This is a genomic window from Pseudomonas sp. TE31087 (genome assembly GCF_057284075.1).
In genome coordinates this window covers 1685276-1698373 of the sequence record NZ_JBXVNN010000001.1, presented here as the reverse complement: position 1 = coordinate 1698373, position 13098 = coordinate 1685276, and the positions used below count along the sequence as shown (strand labels likewise).

21 protein-coding genes and 1 pseudogene are annotated in these 13098 nt (G+C 62.3%); 20 read left to right on the top strand and 2 right to left on the bottom strand.

What is annotated here, in order from left to right:
• Positions 1-6 precede the first annotated feature (6 nt).
• The 14 genes from ACZ899_RS07695 (at position 7) to ACZ899_RS07630 (ending at position 9498) form a co-directional block, all read left to right on the top strand.
• Positions 7-396: a putative holin gene (locus ACZ899_RS07695; protein WP_046854952.1), complete on the top strand. Its 390-nt coding sequence runs from the start codon at positions 7-9 to the stop codon at positions 394-396.
• Positions 393-695 carry a phage holin family protein gene (locus ACZ899_RS07690; RefSeq protein WP_023379912.1) on the top strand — a complete coding sequence of 101 codons (303 nt, stop codon included), beginning with the start codon at positions 393-395 and terminating at the stop codon, positions 693-695. The genes ACZ899_RS07695 and ACZ899_RS07690 overlap by 4 nt, the downstream gene beginning before the upstream one ends.
• Positions 696-713: 18 nt before the next feature.
• The gene (locus ACZ899_RS07685; protein ID WP_234561082.1) at positions 714-1001 is read left to right on the top strand and encodes a hypothetical protein; all 288 of its coding nucleotides are present in this window, start codon (positions 714-716) and stop codon (positions 999-1001) included.
• On the top strand, positions 998-1450 hold the full coding sequence (locus ACZ899_RS07680) for an Ntn hydrolase family protein (protein ID WP_234561083.1): 453 nt from the start codon (positions 998-1000) through the stop codon (positions 1448-1450). Before ACZ899_RS07685 ends, ACZ899_RS07680 begins: the two co-directional genes overlap by 4 nt.
• Positions 1425-2048, top strand: coding sequence for a putative metallopeptidase (locus tag ACZ899_RS07675; RefSeq protein ID WP_234561084.1), 624 nt, complete (start codon positions 1425-1427; stop codon positions 2046-2048). The genes ACZ899_RS07680 and ACZ899_RS07675 overlap by 26 nt, the downstream gene beginning before the upstream one ends.
• A gap of 31 nt (positions 2049-2079) precedes the next feature.
• Positions 2080-2556, top strand: coding sequence for a DUF2280 domain-containing protein (locus ACZ899_RS07670; RefSeq protein WP_186668957.1), 477 nt, complete (start codon positions 2080-2082; stop codon positions 2554-2556).
• Entirely contained in the window at positions 2531-3856 is a 1326-nt protein-coding gene (locus tag ACZ899_RS07665; protein WP_234561085.1) for a phage terminase large subunit family protein, read from the top strand. Before ACZ899_RS07670 ends, ACZ899_RS07665 begins: the two co-directional genes overlap by 26 nt.
• A complete protein-coding gene (locus ACZ899_RS07660; protein WP_234561086.1) occupies positions 3856-5307 on the top strand; it encodes a DUF4055 domain-containing protein in 1452 nt (483 codons plus the stop codon). Before ACZ899_RS07665 ends, ACZ899_RS07660 begins: the two co-directional genes overlap by 1 nt.
• Complete coding sequence (locus ACZ899_RS07655; protein WP_234561087.1) at positions 5234-6325, top strand: minor capsid protein; 1092 nt, start codon at positions 5234-5236, stop codon at positions 6323-6325. The genes ACZ899_RS07660 and ACZ899_RS07655 overlap by 74 nt, the downstream gene beginning before the upstream one ends.
• A 103-nt stretch (positions 6326-6428) precedes the next feature.
• Positions 6429-6785, top strand: a complete 357-nt coding sequence (locus ACZ899_RS07650; protein WP_234561088.1) for a hypothetical protein — start codon at positions 6429-6431, stop codon at positions 6783-6785.
• 89 nt (positions 6786-6874) lie between these two features.
• A complete protein-coding gene (locus ACZ899_RS07645) occupies positions 6875-7648 on the top strand; it encodes a hypothetical protein (RefSeq protein WP_234561089.1) in 774 nt (257 codons plus the stop codon).
• Between the two features lie 3 nt (positions 7649-7651).
• Positions 7652-8629 carry a major capsid protein gene (locus ACZ899_RS07640; RefSeq protein WP_234561090.1) on the top strand — a complete coding sequence of 326 codons (978 nt, stop codon included), beginning with the start codon at positions 7652-7654 and terminating at the stop codon, positions 8627-8629.
• Positions 8630-8676: 47 nt separating this feature from the next.
• Positions 8677-9117 (top strand): hypothetical protein, encoded by a 441-nt coding sequence (locus ACZ899_RS07635; RefSeq protein ID WP_234561091.1) that lies wholly within the window; start codon positions 8677-8679, stop codon positions 9115-9117.
• A 3-nt stretch (positions 9118-9120) separates the two neighbouring features.
• Complete coding sequence (locus ACZ899_RS07630) at positions 9121-9498, top strand: hypothetical protein (RefSeq protein WP_234561092.1); 378 nt, start codon at positions 9121-9123, stop codon at positions 9496-9498.
• A 6-nt stretch (positions 9499-9504) separates the two neighbouring features.
• On the opposite strand, the gene ACZ899_RS07625 is transcribed toward ACZ899_RS07630, so the two are convergent.
• Complete coding sequence (locus tag ACZ899_RS07625) at positions 9505-9729, bottom strand: hypothetical protein (RefSeq protein WP_234561093.1); 225 nt, start codon at positions 9727-9729, stop codon at positions 9505-9507.
• Between the two features lie 40 nt (positions 9730-9769).
• Here ACZ899_RS07625 and ACZ899_RS07620 point away from each other — a divergent pair, with 40 nt between their 5' ends.
• From ACZ899_RS07620 to ACZ899_RS07595, 6 genes and pseudogenes are all read left to right on the top strand, one after another.
• Positions 9770-10162, top strand: a complete 393-nt coding sequence (locus tag ACZ899_RS07620; RefSeq protein WP_234561134.1) for a hypothetical protein — start codon at positions 9770-9772, stop codon at positions 10160-10162.
• A 1-nt stretch (position 10163) separates the two neighbouring features.
• Positions 10164-10839 (top strand): annotated as a pseudogene (locus ACZ899_RS07615) (hypothetical protein).
• A complete protein-coding gene (locus tag ACZ899_RS07610) occupies positions 10836-11264 on the top strand; it encodes a phage tail terminator-like protein (protein ID WP_234561095.1) in 429 nt (142 codons plus the stop codon). The pseudogene ACZ899_RS07615 and the gene ACZ899_RS07610 overlap by 4 nt, the downstream one beginning before the upstream one ends.
• A 37-nt stretch (positions 11265-11301) precedes the next feature.
• On the top strand, positions 11302-11955 hold the full coding sequence (locus tag ACZ899_RS07605) for a phage tail protein (protein WP_094011945.1): 654 nt from the start codon (positions 11302-11304) through the stop codon (positions 11953-11955).
• A 9-nt stretch (positions 11956-11964) separates the two neighbouring features.
• Positions 11965-12348, top strand: a complete 384-nt coding sequence (locus tag ACZ899_RS07600; protein WP_234561096.1) for a phage tail assembly chaperone — start codon at positions 11965-11967, stop codon at positions 12346-12348.
• Positions 12276-12662, top strand: a complete 387-nt coding sequence (locus tag ACZ899_RS07595; protein ID WP_485628012.1) for a DUF1799 domain-containing protein — start codon at positions 12276-12278, stop codon at positions 12660-12662. The genes ACZ899_RS07600 and ACZ899_RS07595 overlap by 73 nt, the downstream gene beginning before the upstream one ends.
• Before the next feature lie 205 nt (positions 12663-12867).
• Here the strand turns inward: ACZ899_RS07595 and ACZ899_RS07590 are convergent, their stop codons facing one another.
• The gene (locus tag ACZ899_RS07590; RefSeq protein ID WP_054573889.1) at positions 12868-13065 is read right to left on the bottom strand and encodes a hypothetical protein; all 198 of its coding nucleotides are present in this window, start codon (positions 13063-13065) and stop codon (positions 12868-12870) included.
• Positions 13066-13098 lie beyond the last annotated feature (33 nt).

Here is a 13098-nt window from a genome sequence, read left to right as displayed (position 1 = left end):
CTGAACATGGCCGATGCCGCTACCCCAGCAGCTTGCACGGTTGTAGGGTTGGGCGGCATTGCCCTCGCAAGCTGCCTCCCCACGATCGACCTCAACGCTGTTGTCTGCGCCTTCGGTGGCGCGCTGCTCTTCATCCTCTGGGCGAAGGACATCAACCTGTGGCAACGCCTCGGGTACTTGCTCGTCGGCTGGATCGGCGGGTACTACGGCTCTGCCGAGATCCTGGCCCAGGCCTGGACGAAGACCAGCGGTATCGCTGCCTTCGCCTGCGGCCTGGCCACGGTCCTGGTGAGCATCAGCGTTCTGGAGTCGTTCAACACCGGCAAACTGCCGAAGTGGGTAACCGAGCTGCCAGCAGCAATTGGCAGCCTGTTCCCCAAGCGAGGGGGCCAATGACCCTAGACCAAACCATCACGCTTGCCCATGCCGGGTTCTGCGGCGGGATCTGCTTCGTCATCGCGTTCATGTACCGGCGTGGCGGCTCGAGCTACAAGTTCTTGCCCAGCCTGTGCGCCTTCTGCCTGGCATCCCTGTTCGGGCAGGAGTGGCTGAGCATCATCGGCGCGATCCTGCTGTACGGTCAGTGGCCGGTCACCTCGGTGCCCAGCACGCTGATCTTCGGGATTCTGTTCATCCTGGCACTGCGCTCGAAGGGCAACGTGGCCAGGCTGTTCGATCAGTCGCGGCGCCGGTGAACGCGCCGCAGTTTCGAGATGCGCCGTTTCGTGGCGCGAGGACATCAAATGCCTGCGCCATCAAGTTTCCATAGCCACGCTGATGGTAGAGGATCCCGCGACGTTTTCGTCAATGGGATCAAGATCGACAACGTGATCTGGTGTGATACCAATGCCGGCGTCTGCGTGTATGCGCCAAGACCGGTCAAGGCAAAGCGCCCAGGGCGAGACACGGTGTATGCCAGGCGCCTGCGCGGCACCGTCAAGGTCTTCTTCACTGGCGGCTATTTCAACAACGCACCAAGCCGGCAGAGGATGGACGAGTGACCACCATCGCATACAAGGACGGCGTGATCGCCTACGACTCCCGCCAGGCCCGCAGCGGCTCCATCGTTTCCGATGACTGCCAAAAGCTCACCGTCGTGGATGGCGGCAGCTTCTTCCTATCCGGTGCCGTGTGCGACGAGAAGGCCCTGATTGCGGCCTACTTCGGCACGCCTTCGCCGGTATCGGTCGAGTGCTCTGGCTACGTGGTGGATGGCGGCAGGCTGCAGATGGTGGGCCATGACGACAAGACCGGCGTATGGCGGCAGGACCTCGACCCGGCCAACCCTGACGCGATCGGCAGCGGCTCGGCCTATGCCCTGGCAGCAATGGACATGGGCGCAAGTGCCGAAGAGGCTGTGCGCGCTGCCATGAAGCGGGATATCTACACCGGTGGCAAGGTTCGGACTATGAGGATTGACCAGCATGGAAAGGCCAGTTCCTCCTGCTGATCTCCTTGAGCTGACCGAGTTATCAATGCTCGGCACCAGGCTTCAGCCAGCGCCAGAGATTGGCGAATGGGTGCAGGCTGTGATCCTCAGCGAGGGTGGCGAGCTGCATAACCCTGACCATGCACACCTGATCGACGCGCCGCTGCGCTTCCTGTGGGCGTCTGCCTGCTTCGAGAAGCAAGGTCGAACCGTGGTAGGCCAGGCCGAAGCGGTGATGTTCCGGGCGGGCGGATGGCAGAAGGCTCGGCAAGAGCAGCAGATGATCGACTGGTTCGGCGAGGTGCCGGGCTTCATCATCACCCTGGCCGCCGATTATTGCTCCCAGTGCTCTGACAACGAGTTCTGCGCCCTCATCGAGCACGAGCTTTACCACATAGCCCAGAAGCTCGATCAGCACGGCGCGCCCAAGTTCACCCAGGACGGACTACCCAGCCTGACGCTCCGTGGCCACGATGTGGAGGAGTTCGTCGGCGTGGTGAGGCGCTACGGTGCCAGCGACGACGTACAGCAGCTGATTGACGCTGCAAGCCGGCCGCCTGAGGTGGCCAAGATCAACATTTCGAGGGCCTGCGGAACCTGCCTACTCAAGTCGGCCTGATTTTTGACAGGTTTTGACGGATGACAAACCCATGGCAGCACTACGAAGCGAGGTCAAAGCCTTCATTGTTCAGGCTCTGGCCTGCTTCGATTCACCCAGCCAGGTGGTGGAGGCCGTCAAGAAGGAATTCGGGGTCGAGGTGAGTCGCCAGCAGTGCGAGTCACATGACCCCACCAAGTATGCAGGCAGGGGCCTGGCCCAGAAGTGGGCTGACCTTTTCCATGAGTGCCGAAAGCGCTTTCGTGAGGAGACCGCAGACATTCCAATCGCCAACCGGGCGTTCCGTCTGCGCGGTCTTGGGCGGATGGCTGAGAAGGCCGAGAACATGCGCAACCTGGCGCTGACAGCTCAGTTGTACGAGCAGGCAGCCAAGGAGTGCGGCGACATGTACGTCAACCGCAAGATTGAACCCGACAAGCCCCTGGGCTCCCAGGCGGACCAGCAGCACGCCGTTGCTGAGTACAAGCTGGAGCCAGACGAGAATGTCCCCGCTACCCCGTACCTATGAGGCGCCGGTCAAGCTGACGCCCAAGCAGGCGAACATCTACGTCTGGGGCTTCCAGCGCAATGCGCGCTTCCGAGATGCGGTGTGTGGTCGGCGATTCGGCAAGACGTTCCTCGGCAAGGCTGAGATGCGTCGCGCGGCCCGATTGGCTGCAGAGTGGGGTGTGAGCGTTGAGGACGAGATCTGGTACGCGGCCCCGACGCAGAAGCAGGCCCGCCGAGTGTTCTGGCGCCGACTGAAGCAGGCCATCCCGCGAGAGTGGCGGGAATGCAAGCCGAACGAGTCGGACATGCTCATCACGCTGAAGAGCGGGCACCTGATCCGATGTGTAGGCCTGGAGAACTACGACGACCTGCGTGGTTCCGGCCTGTTCTTCGTGCTGGTGGACGAATGGGCGGACTGCAAGTGGGCTGCCTGGGAGGAAGTCCTGCGGCCGATGCTGTCGACGTGTGAGTACGTCATACCTGGCGTCGGCAAGTGCAAGGGCGGTCATGCGCTGCGAATCGGCACCCCCAAGGGCTTCAACCACTGTTTCGACACTTACCGCGACGGTCAGGCCGACGGCGAGCCAGACCACAAGAGCTGGCTCTACACCTCGCTACAGGGCGGCAACGTCCCAGCTGAGGAGCTGGATGCAGCGAGCCGCAAGATGGACCCGCGCACGTTCCGGCAAGAATACGAAGCCAGCTTCGAGAACTATGCCGGGGTCGTTTACTACACCTTCAGCCGAAGCGAGAGCCGCACCAGCGAGCGAATCAAGCCGGGAGAGGCCCTGCACATCGGCATGGACTTCAACGTCATGAAGATGGCCGCGGTGGTCTATGTCGTCCGCGATGGCCTGCCGCTGGCCCTGGATGAGTTCCACTCAGTGCGCGACACGCCGGAGATGATTGAGAAGATTCAGGCGCGCTTCCCCGGGCACGGCATTGCCGTCTATCCAGACGCCAGCGGCCAGAACACCAGCAGCAAGAACGCCAGCGAGTCGGACCTTTCCCTGCTCAAGAAGGCCGGCTTCACCGTCGTGGTCGACTCACAGAACCCCGGCGTGAAGGACCGGATCAATGCGGTCAATTCCATGTTCCTCAACACCTACGGGGAGCGGCGCCTGAAGGTCAACATCGACCAGTGCCCTCAGCTGACTCAGTGTCTGGAACGGCAGACCTACACCGACAAAGGTGAGCCGGACAAGGACCCCAAGAAGGGGCACGACCACATGAACGACGCCGCCGGCTACTTCATCGCCAAGCGGTTCCCGATCAAGACTCAGTCCGCCGGCACCCGCCGCATCGGAGGTTTGGCGTAATGCCTGTTCAATCCACCAACCCAGACTACGACGCTCACATCGAAGAGTGGCGGATGATGGACGACGCCCTGGAGGGCGAAGGCGCCATCAAGCGCAGTCCGCGCAACCTGCCCAAGCCCAGCGGCATGGTCGAAGCTGAAAAGCTCGACGGCCAGGGCAATGCGTACCTCTACCGTAACTACACTGGCCGGGCCCAGTACGAACACTGGGTGCGCGACTCGCTGCGCTCGATGATGGGCTTGGTCTCGCGGCTGATACCCGAGGTTGAGCTGCCTGCGGGGCTGAAGGGCCTGGAGGACAACGCCACGGCTGATGGCTTCGGCCTGACCCAACTGTTTCTGCGGATCGTGCGCCAGGCCATTTCCCATGGCCGGGTGCCGCTGGTGGTTAACATCGATGACGCGGGCCAGCCGTACTTCGCGACGTACGCGGTGCGCAACGCCATCAACTGGGACACCGCCGATCAAGGTGGGCGCCAGGACCTGGTGCTGTCGGTGTTCCGTGAGTTCCGGCGCAAGGAGCAGGATCGCTACAGCCACGAGTGCGAGACGGTGTACCGCGAGTTCTACATGGATGGCGTGGTCTGCCGCACAGGCGTGCGCAACGAGGCTGGCGAGCTGATCGAGGAGGATCGCCCCCTGGGCACAGTCGACGGCAACAACAACCTGGTGCGCGGCCTGGGCTACATCCCCGTCATCTACTGCGGCTCCACTGACAACTCGCCCGATGTGGACGAGATCCCGTTGCTGACCATGGCCAGAGCCGCGCTGAAGTCCTACCAACTGAGCGCCGACTACTTCACCGCGCTGCACCAGACCAGCCACCCGCAGCCGTGGGTGTCCGGCCTGGACGAGAGCGTGGAGCTCAGTGTAACCGGTCCTTCCGCAGCCTGGGATCTCGGGCCGAAGGGTCAATGCGGCTATCTGGAGTTCCAGGGTGCCGGAATCGAAGCTGTCCGCACGGCGATGGCAGACCAGAAGAGCTCGGCCCTCGAGGCGGGCGCCAAGGTCATGGACGTGTCCGGCACGGAATCGGGCGAGGCCCGCAAGACCCGGCAGAACGACCAGCATGCCACCCTGCACAGCATCGTCATCACTGCGGCGGAGGCCATTGAGCAGGCCTTGCGGTACGCCGCAGAGTGGACTGGCTACGACCCGGACGACGTCGTCTTCACGGTCAAGCCGGAGTTCGTCATTCCAGAGGTCAACGCCCAGGTGCTGGCCGAGCTGCAGAAGAGTGTCATGGCCGGCACCATCAGCGCCGAGACCTACTGGCAGTACCTCACCACAGGGAAGCTTCCCGAGCATCCCTACGACGAAGAGGCCGAACTGATCGGCGACGACCACGGCGCAGGCGGCGTTAACTTGGACAAAGACGATGGCGACGAAACCGGAGCAAACGGCGGACGAGAAGCTGCTGGAGCAGGTCAGCCGCCACTCGGTACTGCTTGAGCGGCTCAAGGCTGGCGAGGTCAAGAAGTTCGAGACCTACCTGCGCCGCGCTGACACCCACATCCGCGACCAGCTCACCCGCAAGGAGCTGACCACCTACGGCCGAAGCCGGCTTGAGGAGTTTCTGGGGCGGGTGGGCAGCAAGCTGCTGGAGATCTACAAGGCCTTCAGCGACCGGATGCAGTCCGACCTGGTTGACATTGCGCAGTACGAAGCCGCATTCGAGGGGCGCAGCCTGGCGAAGGCGCTGCTGATCGACGCGGTGATGCCAGCGGATTCCCTGATCCGGGCGGCGATCAACACTCAGCCCCTGCAGGTGGCCGGGGTGGATGGCGGCAAGCTGCTCAAGCCGTTCCTGAGCGGATGGACCCGAACCGAAGCTGACAGGGTCACCAACGCCATCCGGATGGGGGTCGTGCAGGGCCAGACCAACGCCGAGATCACCCAGGCCGTGCGCGGCACCGCGGCGCAGAACTTCACAGACGGAGTACTGGCGGTCACGAACCGGAGTGCTCGGGCAGTCGTTCAGACCGCAGTCCAGCATGTGTCCACCACAGCGCGCATGGAAACGCTCAGGGCGAATACCGAGGTGGTGCCTGGATATCGGATCGTCGCCACCCTGGACCGGAAGACCAGCGTGCAGTGTCGGAGCCTCGATGGTCGTGAGTATGAAATGGGCAAGGGGCCGGTGCCGCCGTTTCATATCCACTGCCGGACGACCATTACGCCAATCACTAGGTTGTCGGCGCTGTTCGGGCAAGGAGCTACGAGGGCGGCTGTCGGCGCAGGCGGTGGCGGGCAGGTCTCTGCAAGCCTCAGCTACTACCAGTGGCTCAAAACGCAGCCAGCGGCCTTCCAGGACGCTGCGCTGGGGCCGGTACGCGGCAAGCTGTTCCGCGACGGTGGCCTGACTGCTGAGCGTTTCGCTTCGCTGCAGTTGGATAAGAACTTCAAGCCGCTTACGCTCTACCAACTCAAGGAGTTGGAGCCGCTGGCATTTGAGCGAGCCAGCCTATAGATTCGCCTCTCGTCTAAATGAAAGTGGAGGCAGGATGTCTGGGTATCGAGAACTGCAGGAAGCGTATGAACGTAATCATGAGGTTACGGTCCTTCGACGAAGAATGACGCTCGACGCTGTGAATGCACTGCGAGTAGCTCTGCTCGAGCGACTCGGAATCACCAATCAAGATTCTGAAATTGTTGAGATGAAGGCGCGGGATGGCGGCTTGTTGCTCTCCGAGCTGGCGACGCTTGAGATAGGAGATGTACTCCTAGCTCGAGGAGAAATCGCAATCAAAGGTATATCTGCTGCGCCTCCGACCACTTTCATGTTGGACATCAATTTTTCGTATCGCCAAGACCGAGTCCTCGTTGAGGTGTCTGGCATGGATCCGCAAGTGATCAATGAAACGATGGATTTCCATCATCTTGCCGATTCAATTTTCGAGCGCCTTCTATTGAGTCTCAGTACCGACTGATTAACTCAATCTGCAAATACAAACCCCGCCAAGTGCGGGGTTTTTTTATGCCCGCAAGGCGGGTCAATCAATCCCCAGGGGATAGCCACATGCCTTTCGACTTCGACCCGGCCGCCCACGGCCTCACCCTCGACGAAACCCAAACCACCGCGCTGAAAGCAGTGCTGGGCGGCGAGGTACAAAAATTCTTGGACGGTGAGGTCTCGGGCCTTAAGTCCAAAAACGCCGAGCTGATCGGCTCCAACAAGACCATCAAAGCCGAACTGGACAAGCTGAAAGGTCAGTTCGACGGCCTGGACATCGAAGCGGTCAAGGGCCTGCTGGCCAAAGCCGGTCAGGACGAAGAGACCAAGCTGATCGCGGAGGGCAAGCTGGACGAGGTCATCAGCCGCCGCACCGAGCGCCTGCGCACCGATCTGGACAAGCAGGTCAAGGCCGCCAACGAGCGTGCGGACAAGGCCGAAGCCTTCGCCGCCAAGTACAGCGACAAGGTGCTGGCCGACTCCATCCGCGCTGCTGCCATCAAGGCCGGCGCGCTGCCCGAGGCCGCCGAGGACATCATTCTCCGCGCCCGCGGCACCTTCAAACTGAGCGAAGACGGCGAGCCTGTCGCCACTGACCGTGCCGGCGAAGTCGTGTACGGGAAGGACGGCAAGACCCCGCTGTCTCCTCTCGAATGGGCGGAATCGCTGCGCGAAACCGCTACCCACCTGTGGCCAAGGGCTCAGGGTGCCGGGCAGACCGGCGACAACGGTGGCAAGGCCACGAAGAAATGGGGCGAGTACACCGAGACCGAGCGTGCTGCGATGGCTCGTGACAACCCCGACGCATTCAAAAAACTCCAAGCCACCCGAGGAACCTAACCCATGGCATCTACCCAGCTGTCGGACATCTTCGTCGCCGACTACTACGGCACTCTGGAACCGGTGAACTCTCCAGAGAAGACCGCCGTCTACGAGTCGGGCATCATCACCCGCTCGGCCACATTGGACAACATTGCCAAGAACGGCCAGGGCACCTCCGAGATCAGCTACTGGCAGGATCTCGACGCTGACGAGGCGCCGAACATCTCCAACGATGACCCCGATGACCTCGGCGCTGTTGGCAAAGCCGAACAGGGCAGCATGCGTGCCCGGACCCTGTACCTTAACAAAGGCTACGGCGTCTCTGACCTGACTGCTGAACTGGCCAACTCTGAGCCGATGCAGCACATTCGCAACCGCTTCGGTACCTACTGGACCCGCCAGTGGCAGCGCTACCTGATGGGCGCCGGCCGCGGCATCATTGCCGCCAACATCGCCCAGAACGGCGGCGACATGGTCAAGGACTCGGGCGCCTCGATCAGTGCCAATGCCTTCCAAGACGCCGCCTTTACCGCTGGTGACGCAGCCGACATGTTCGCCGCCATCGGCGTGCACTCGGTCGTCATGAACCAGATGGTGAAGCAGGACATGATCGAGTACCTGCGCGACTCGCAAGGCAAGATCATCCTGGCGACTTACCTGGGCAAGCCTGTGTTCATGGATGACGCCCTGACCTACGCGCCGGGCCAGTACCTGTCGCTGTTCTTCGGCCAGGGGGCATTCGGCTATGGCGAGGGCAGTCCGCACATGCCGGTCGAGATGCAGCGCAAGCCGGATGGCGGTAACGGTGGCGGCGCCGAGGTGCTGTGGGAGCGCAAGACCTACATCCTCCAGCCGGCCGGCTTCAGCTGGCAGGGCAGCGAGAACCGCAACCTGAGCCCGACCGCCGCCCAGTACGCTGCAGCAGCGAACTGGAAGCGTGTCTTCGATCGCAAGCAGGTTCCGTTCGCCGCGGTCATCAGCGGCACCGCCACCCCTTGACCCCTTGATGCAGGGCGCCGGCCTGGCGTCCTGCGCAGGAGATATGCATGAAAGTCATCTACACCAACACCCCGGGCAGCGAGCGCGGCACCTGCTATCGCCGTCTGGACCAGTTTTTCGGCGTAATTGACGGCGCTACCTCAGTGTCCGTGCAGGGCGATGCTCCGCACATCGGCGAGGCGTACCAGAGCCAGGGCATCAGCGTGAGCGAGATCGAGGAAGGTCTGCGCCTGGACGGCCCAACCATCGCTCAGTGGGTGGCGGAGGGCTACAAGGCGTCGGCTTATCCACCTGCTGGTTATGCCGCCAACAGCACCGCGGCAGAGATCGCGAAGGCGCTGGCTGAGGAGGGCGACGGCGCTCCCGAGACCGACCCGCACAAGATGAAGGTGCCGGAGCTCAAGGAGTGGCTGACAGCGCAGGGCATCACCTTCGACCCAGCCCTCAACAAGCCCGATCTGCAGGCCCTGATCCCGTCGAAGGAATAAGCCATGACCGACTTCATCACCGTCGCTGATGTTGACCAGGAGCTCGGGCAGGGCTGGGCAGGAGACGGTGATGCGGTTTTCGCCGTTGCCATGGCCAATGCCTGGCTCACGGCCAAGATCAAGCGGCCGGTGCCAGACCCGGTGCCTGACGCCATCGCGAGCGCCGGAGCGCAGGTGGCCAAGCTGGCTGCAGCCGGCAAGCTGTACAAGGACACCCAGCGCGAGGTGCAGAGCAAGACGGTGTCGGCCCAGGCTGGCACCTCGACCAGCAAGACCTACGTCGCGGGGTCTGTAGATCGCTCCGCTGGCGAGAACTTCGCTCTAGACCTTATCGCCCCGTGGATCCGGCGCCCTGGCACCGTGATGCTGAAACGGGTGTAACTGCCTTCAGTTTCGCCAGGTCTGTTTCAGTTCCTGATCAAACCATTGCTCAGCTACATCGTTCGCGGGCATCACGCTCTTGAACTCAAGGTAGTGACCATAACCTTGGGCCCGAAGCCAGTCTTTGAACTCTCCGAAACTCGGATGCCAGCCTGGCGGTTGCTCCTTGGTTCCCGCCCAGGTGTGGACCAGTTGGCGTATCGCCATTTCGCATTCAGCTTTTTTTGTCATGTCCGATCTCTGTCATGGGGTTGGCTGGAGTTTATTTGAAATGGGCATGCGAGAAGAAATCCAGGCCGACCTGGCGGAAGCGTTCGATGATCCAGATGGACTGGCAGACGCAGTGAAGCCTGTGGCTGGATCCCGAACGGTGAAGGGCGGTTACGACCCTGGGATCGGCGGCACGGTGCCAGCCTCTACTTTCCACTACGCCGGTCGCGGCGTGTTCGGCAGCTATCTGGCCAAGGAGATCGACGGCACACGCATCCAAACCGAGGACGTGAAGCTGCTGGTGCTCCAGAACGAGCTTTTCGAGGGGCAGGCCGGTGCCGCCACCGATGCCCCGGCGGCCCCCAAGATCGGCGACCAGGTGAGCGGCTACCGCGTGCTCAACGTTTCCGAGGACCCGGCCCAGGCGACCTGGACCATTCAGCTGAGGAGGTGACATGGCGCGTGGCTCACACATGGCCCAGCGGTACGGCGGGCAGCAGGGCGGTTTCGCTGAGGCCATACGGGCGTTCGCGGAACAGGCTGAGCAGGCCCTGGACGCAACCTTCCGAGAGATCGTGATCGAGATCGGCAGCAGCGTTATTCGCATGTCGCCGGTAGGCAATCCGGAGCTATGGGCGGCCAACGTGGCCCACCGCGCCAAAGCCACCAGGGGCCGCCGACGACTATGACTTCAAGGTGGCGGTCCGTAATACCCTGATCAACCTGAACCAGGACAACTTCAGCAAGGCCGGCAGGCTCCGCAAGGGCGTTAAGTACGCCAAGCCCCTGACCAAGACCGAGCGTGAGCAGAACTTCGCCACCAGTGGCCTGGTAGCTGGCCAGGGCTACGTAGGCGGGCGATTCCGCGGAAACTGGCAGTTCTCCATCGAATCGCCGGCCACCGGCGAACTGGATGTTGTTGATCGGTCTGGCAACGAGACTATCGCTCAACTCAAGGCGCAAGTCGCGGCGCTGACCATAGGCCAGACGGCCTATATCGTGAACAACCTTCCTTACGCCATTCCCCTCGAGTACGGCCACTCAACCCAAGCGCCAAGGGGAATGGTTCGGGTGACGCTGGATCGCTTTCAGGGAATCGTGGACGCAGCTATCAGGAACAATCGCGTATGAGCCAAGCACGAGCCAGGCAAGCCATCGAGATCAGACTGATGGCCTGGGCGGCGGCGCGCCCGATCCGGGTTGTGAACTTCGAGCAGGAATTCGTTGCCCTGCCCGACGAAACGTATCTTCAGGCGTTCCAGCTGCCGTCGGGAACCACCTGCCGCTACCTAGGCGGTGAGGCCTACGAGTACGGCGGAGTTTATCAGGTCAGCATCGTTTGCCCGGCGGGCCAGCCTCTGGCAATCGCCGAGACCCTGGTAGGAGAGCTTTCGAGTCTCTTCCGGGTGGATTCAGAACTCAGCCGCAATGGCTTCGAGGGTCTGGTCACCGAGCCAGTTGATCAGGGCCCAACCATCACCGAGTCGGCGACCTACACGGTCCCGGCCAGCTTCACCTATCGCGGCATCGCGGACCAACCGCCCGCTGGGGCATAACCACCGCCGTCCGGCGGGCAACAAAGAGGAAACACACATGGCCGCACGCATCCCGCTGCCGAACGGTTCCGTGCTGGAGATCGCCAGCACCCTGGGCACCGCCGTGCCTTTCACTGCCCTGACCAATGCCAAGCCGCCAGTGGCGAGCGCGGTAGGCCACAGTATCGATGCCGACGACATCCTGCTGATCAGCTCCGGCTGGGCCCTCATCAACGACCGCACCGCCAAGGCCGCCAACGTCACCACCGACGCGTTCTCGCTGGCGGGCCTGGACACCACCAACACCGACCGGTACACCGCCGGCGCCGGCGTTGGCTCGGTTGTCCCTGTCTCGGGCTGGACGCAGATCTCGAAAGTGACAGGGTTCACCGTCTCCGGCGGCGAGCAGCAGTTTCTCACTGTCGGCTACCTCGAGAATGACGACGACCTGCAGTTCCCGACCAACCGCAACCCGATCAGTGTTTCGGTAACAGTTGAGGACCAGCCCACCGCGCTGTACGTGCCTGTGGTCGAGGGCTACGACGACTCCAAGGAGCTGACGGTGATCCGCCTGAAGTTGCCCGGCGGCGGTCAGATCCTGATGCCTGGCTACGTCAGCATCACCAGCACGCCTACGATGGAGCGCAACCAGCTGATGACCCGCACCATCAGCGTTGGCCTGTCCGGCCGTCCAACCCGTTACAGCGCCTAAGGAGGGCTCATGGCGAAGATCAAGATCGCGCAGAACCCTACTTTCACTGCGGTTGTGCAGGTTCCGCGTATCGGCGGCGAGCCGGTGCCGGTTGAGTTCCAATTCCGCTACATGGACCGCGTGGCCCTGGCCAGCATGTTCGACCGCTGGAACAAGGCGCGCGACGCCTGGGCAGAAAAGGCCCAGAAGGACAGGGTGAGTTGGGAGGACGTCACCGCTGGTGAAATCACCCTGCAGGCCGAGCAGCTGGGCGAGATCATCACCGGCTGGGATCTGGAGGACGAGTTCAGCCAGGAGGCGATCGTCGAACTCGTGCGCACCTGCACCGGCGCGCCGAAGGCAGTGACCGATGCCTACCAGGCGGCCTACAACCCGGCCCGCTTGGGAAACTGAGGGCGGCGGCGCGGGCACTGTACGAGCGCGGCCCGTCCGCCGAGCAGCTTGCGGCCATTGGCCTGACCCTGGCCGACCTCCCCGAGGAAGAGGTGGCGGTTTGGCCAGATGCTTGGCCGGCTCTGCTGGTATTCGAGGCATTGGGCACACAATGGCGCCTGGGGCAGGGCGGACCTTCGGGTTTGGACTACACAGCCATCCCCGCGGTCGCGTCGATGCTCGGAATCAAGCGCCGAGAACTCACCGAAATTTTCCCCGATCTCCGCATCATGGAGCACGAAGCTCTGGCCGTGATGGCTGAAGCGGCGGAGTAGGGCAACGACTGACGCGGCCAGGCCGCAGGAGGGAACATGACCGATGACGTCAAATTAGAAATTGAAGTTCTGCGCCGAGACCTATCCGCATTGGGCATCAACTCTGAGGCTAGATTTCATCGGATTGAAGATCGGATCAGGGCCGTAGAAGGGGGTTTGGCTGCTCTCCAGGCTCAAGTAGCAAGCCTGAAGAGCTCGCGAAAGGTCAGGCGTTAGCTTCTTCCCATTTCGCTAGCGCATATTCCTTGATCTGTTTGAAGGTCATGCTGTCGATGTTGCTCGGTGCAGGAACGTGGCAGGTAGTCTGCGCGCCCAATGGGCCGGCGAGATTCACCATCATTGTCCAGTTCGGGTTGTCGAGATTGGCGCAACTGATCGTGACGATTTTCCATTTAGAGCTCATGTTGCTTCCTTGAAGATCATGCCCCCAGTCCAT

Excerpts from the sequence above, each read along its gene's own strand:
- ACZ899_RS07605 (WP_094011945.1), top strand. The coding sequence starts at position 11,302 with ATGGCCGCACGCATCCCGCTGCCGAACGGTTCCGTGCTGGAGATCGCC.
- ACZ899_RS07625 (WP_234561093.1), bottom strand. The coding sequence starts at position 9,729 with ATGACAAAAAAAGCTGAATGCGAAATGGCGATACGCCAACTGGTCCAC.
- ACZ899_RS07610 (WP_234561095.1), top strand. The coding sequence starts at position 10,836 with ATGAGCCAAGCACGAGCCAGGCAAGCCATCGAGATCAGACTGATGGCC.
- ACZ899_RS07660 (WP_234561086.1), top strand. The coding sequence starts at position 3,856 with ATGCCTGTTCAATCCACCAACCCAGACTACGACGCTCACATCGAAGAG.
- ACZ899_RS07665 (WP_234561085.1), top strand. The coding sequence starts at position 2,531 with ATGTCCCCGCTACCCCGTACCTATGAGGCGCCGGTCAAGCTGACGCCC.
- ACZ899_RS07600 (WP_234561096.1), top strand. The coding sequence starts at position 11,965 with ATGGCGAAGATCAAGATCGCGCAGAACCCTACTTTCACTGCGGTTGTG.
- ACZ899_RS07590 (WP_054573889.1), bottom strand. The coding sequence starts at position 13,065 with ATGAGCTCTAAATGGAAAATCGTCACGATCAGTTGCGCCAATCTCGAC.
- ACZ899_RS07645 (WP_234561089.1), top strand. The coding sequence starts at position 6,875 with ATGCCTTTCGACTTCGACCCGGCCGCCCACGGCCTCACCCTCGACGAA.
- ACZ899_RS07655 (WP_234561087.1), top strand. The coding sequence starts at position 5,234 with ATGGCGACGAAACCGGAGCAAACGGCGGACGAGAAGCTGCTGGAGCAG.
- ACZ899_RS07675 (WP_234561084.1), top strand. The coding sequence starts at position 1,425 with ATGGAAAGGCCAGTTCCTCCTGCTGATCTCCTTGAGCTGACCGAGTTA.
- ACZ899_RS07670 (WP_186668957.1), top strand. The coding sequence starts at position 2,080 with ATGGCAGCACTACGAAGCGAGGTCAAAGCCTTCATTGTTCAGGCTCTG.
- ACZ899_RS07620 (WP_234561134.1), top strand. The coding sequence starts at position 9,770 with ATGGGCATGCGAGAAGAAATCCAGGCCGACCTGGCGGAAGCGTTCGAT.
- ACZ899_RS07650 (WP_234561088.1), top strand. The coding sequence starts at position 6,429 with ATGACGCTCGACGCTGTGAATGCACTGCGAGTAGCTCTGCTCGAGCGA.
- ACZ899_RS07690 (WP_023379912.1), top strand. The coding sequence starts at position 393 with ATGACCCTAGACCAAACCATCACGCTTGCCCATGCCGGGTTCTGCGGC.
- ACZ899_RS07640 (WP_234561090.1), top strand. The coding sequence starts at position 7,652 with ATGGCATCTACCCAGCTGTCGGACATCTTCGTCGCCGACTACTACGGC.
- ACZ899_RS07630 (WP_234561092.1), top strand. The coding sequence starts at position 9,121 with ATGACCGACTTCATCACCGTCGCTGATGTTGACCAGGAGCTCGGGCAG.
- ACZ899_RS07635 (WP_234561091.1), top strand. The coding sequence starts at position 8,677 with ATGAAAGTCATCTACACCAACACCCCGGGCAGCGAGCGCGGCACCTGC.
- ACZ899_RS07695 (WP_046854952.1), top strand. The coding sequence starts at position 7 with ATGGCCGATGCCGCTACCCCAGCAGCTTGCACGGTTGTAGGGTTGGGC.
- ACZ899_RS07685 (WP_234561082.1), top strand. The coding sequence starts at position 714 with ATGCGCCGTTTCGTGGCGCGAGGACATCAAATGCCTGCGCCATCAAGT.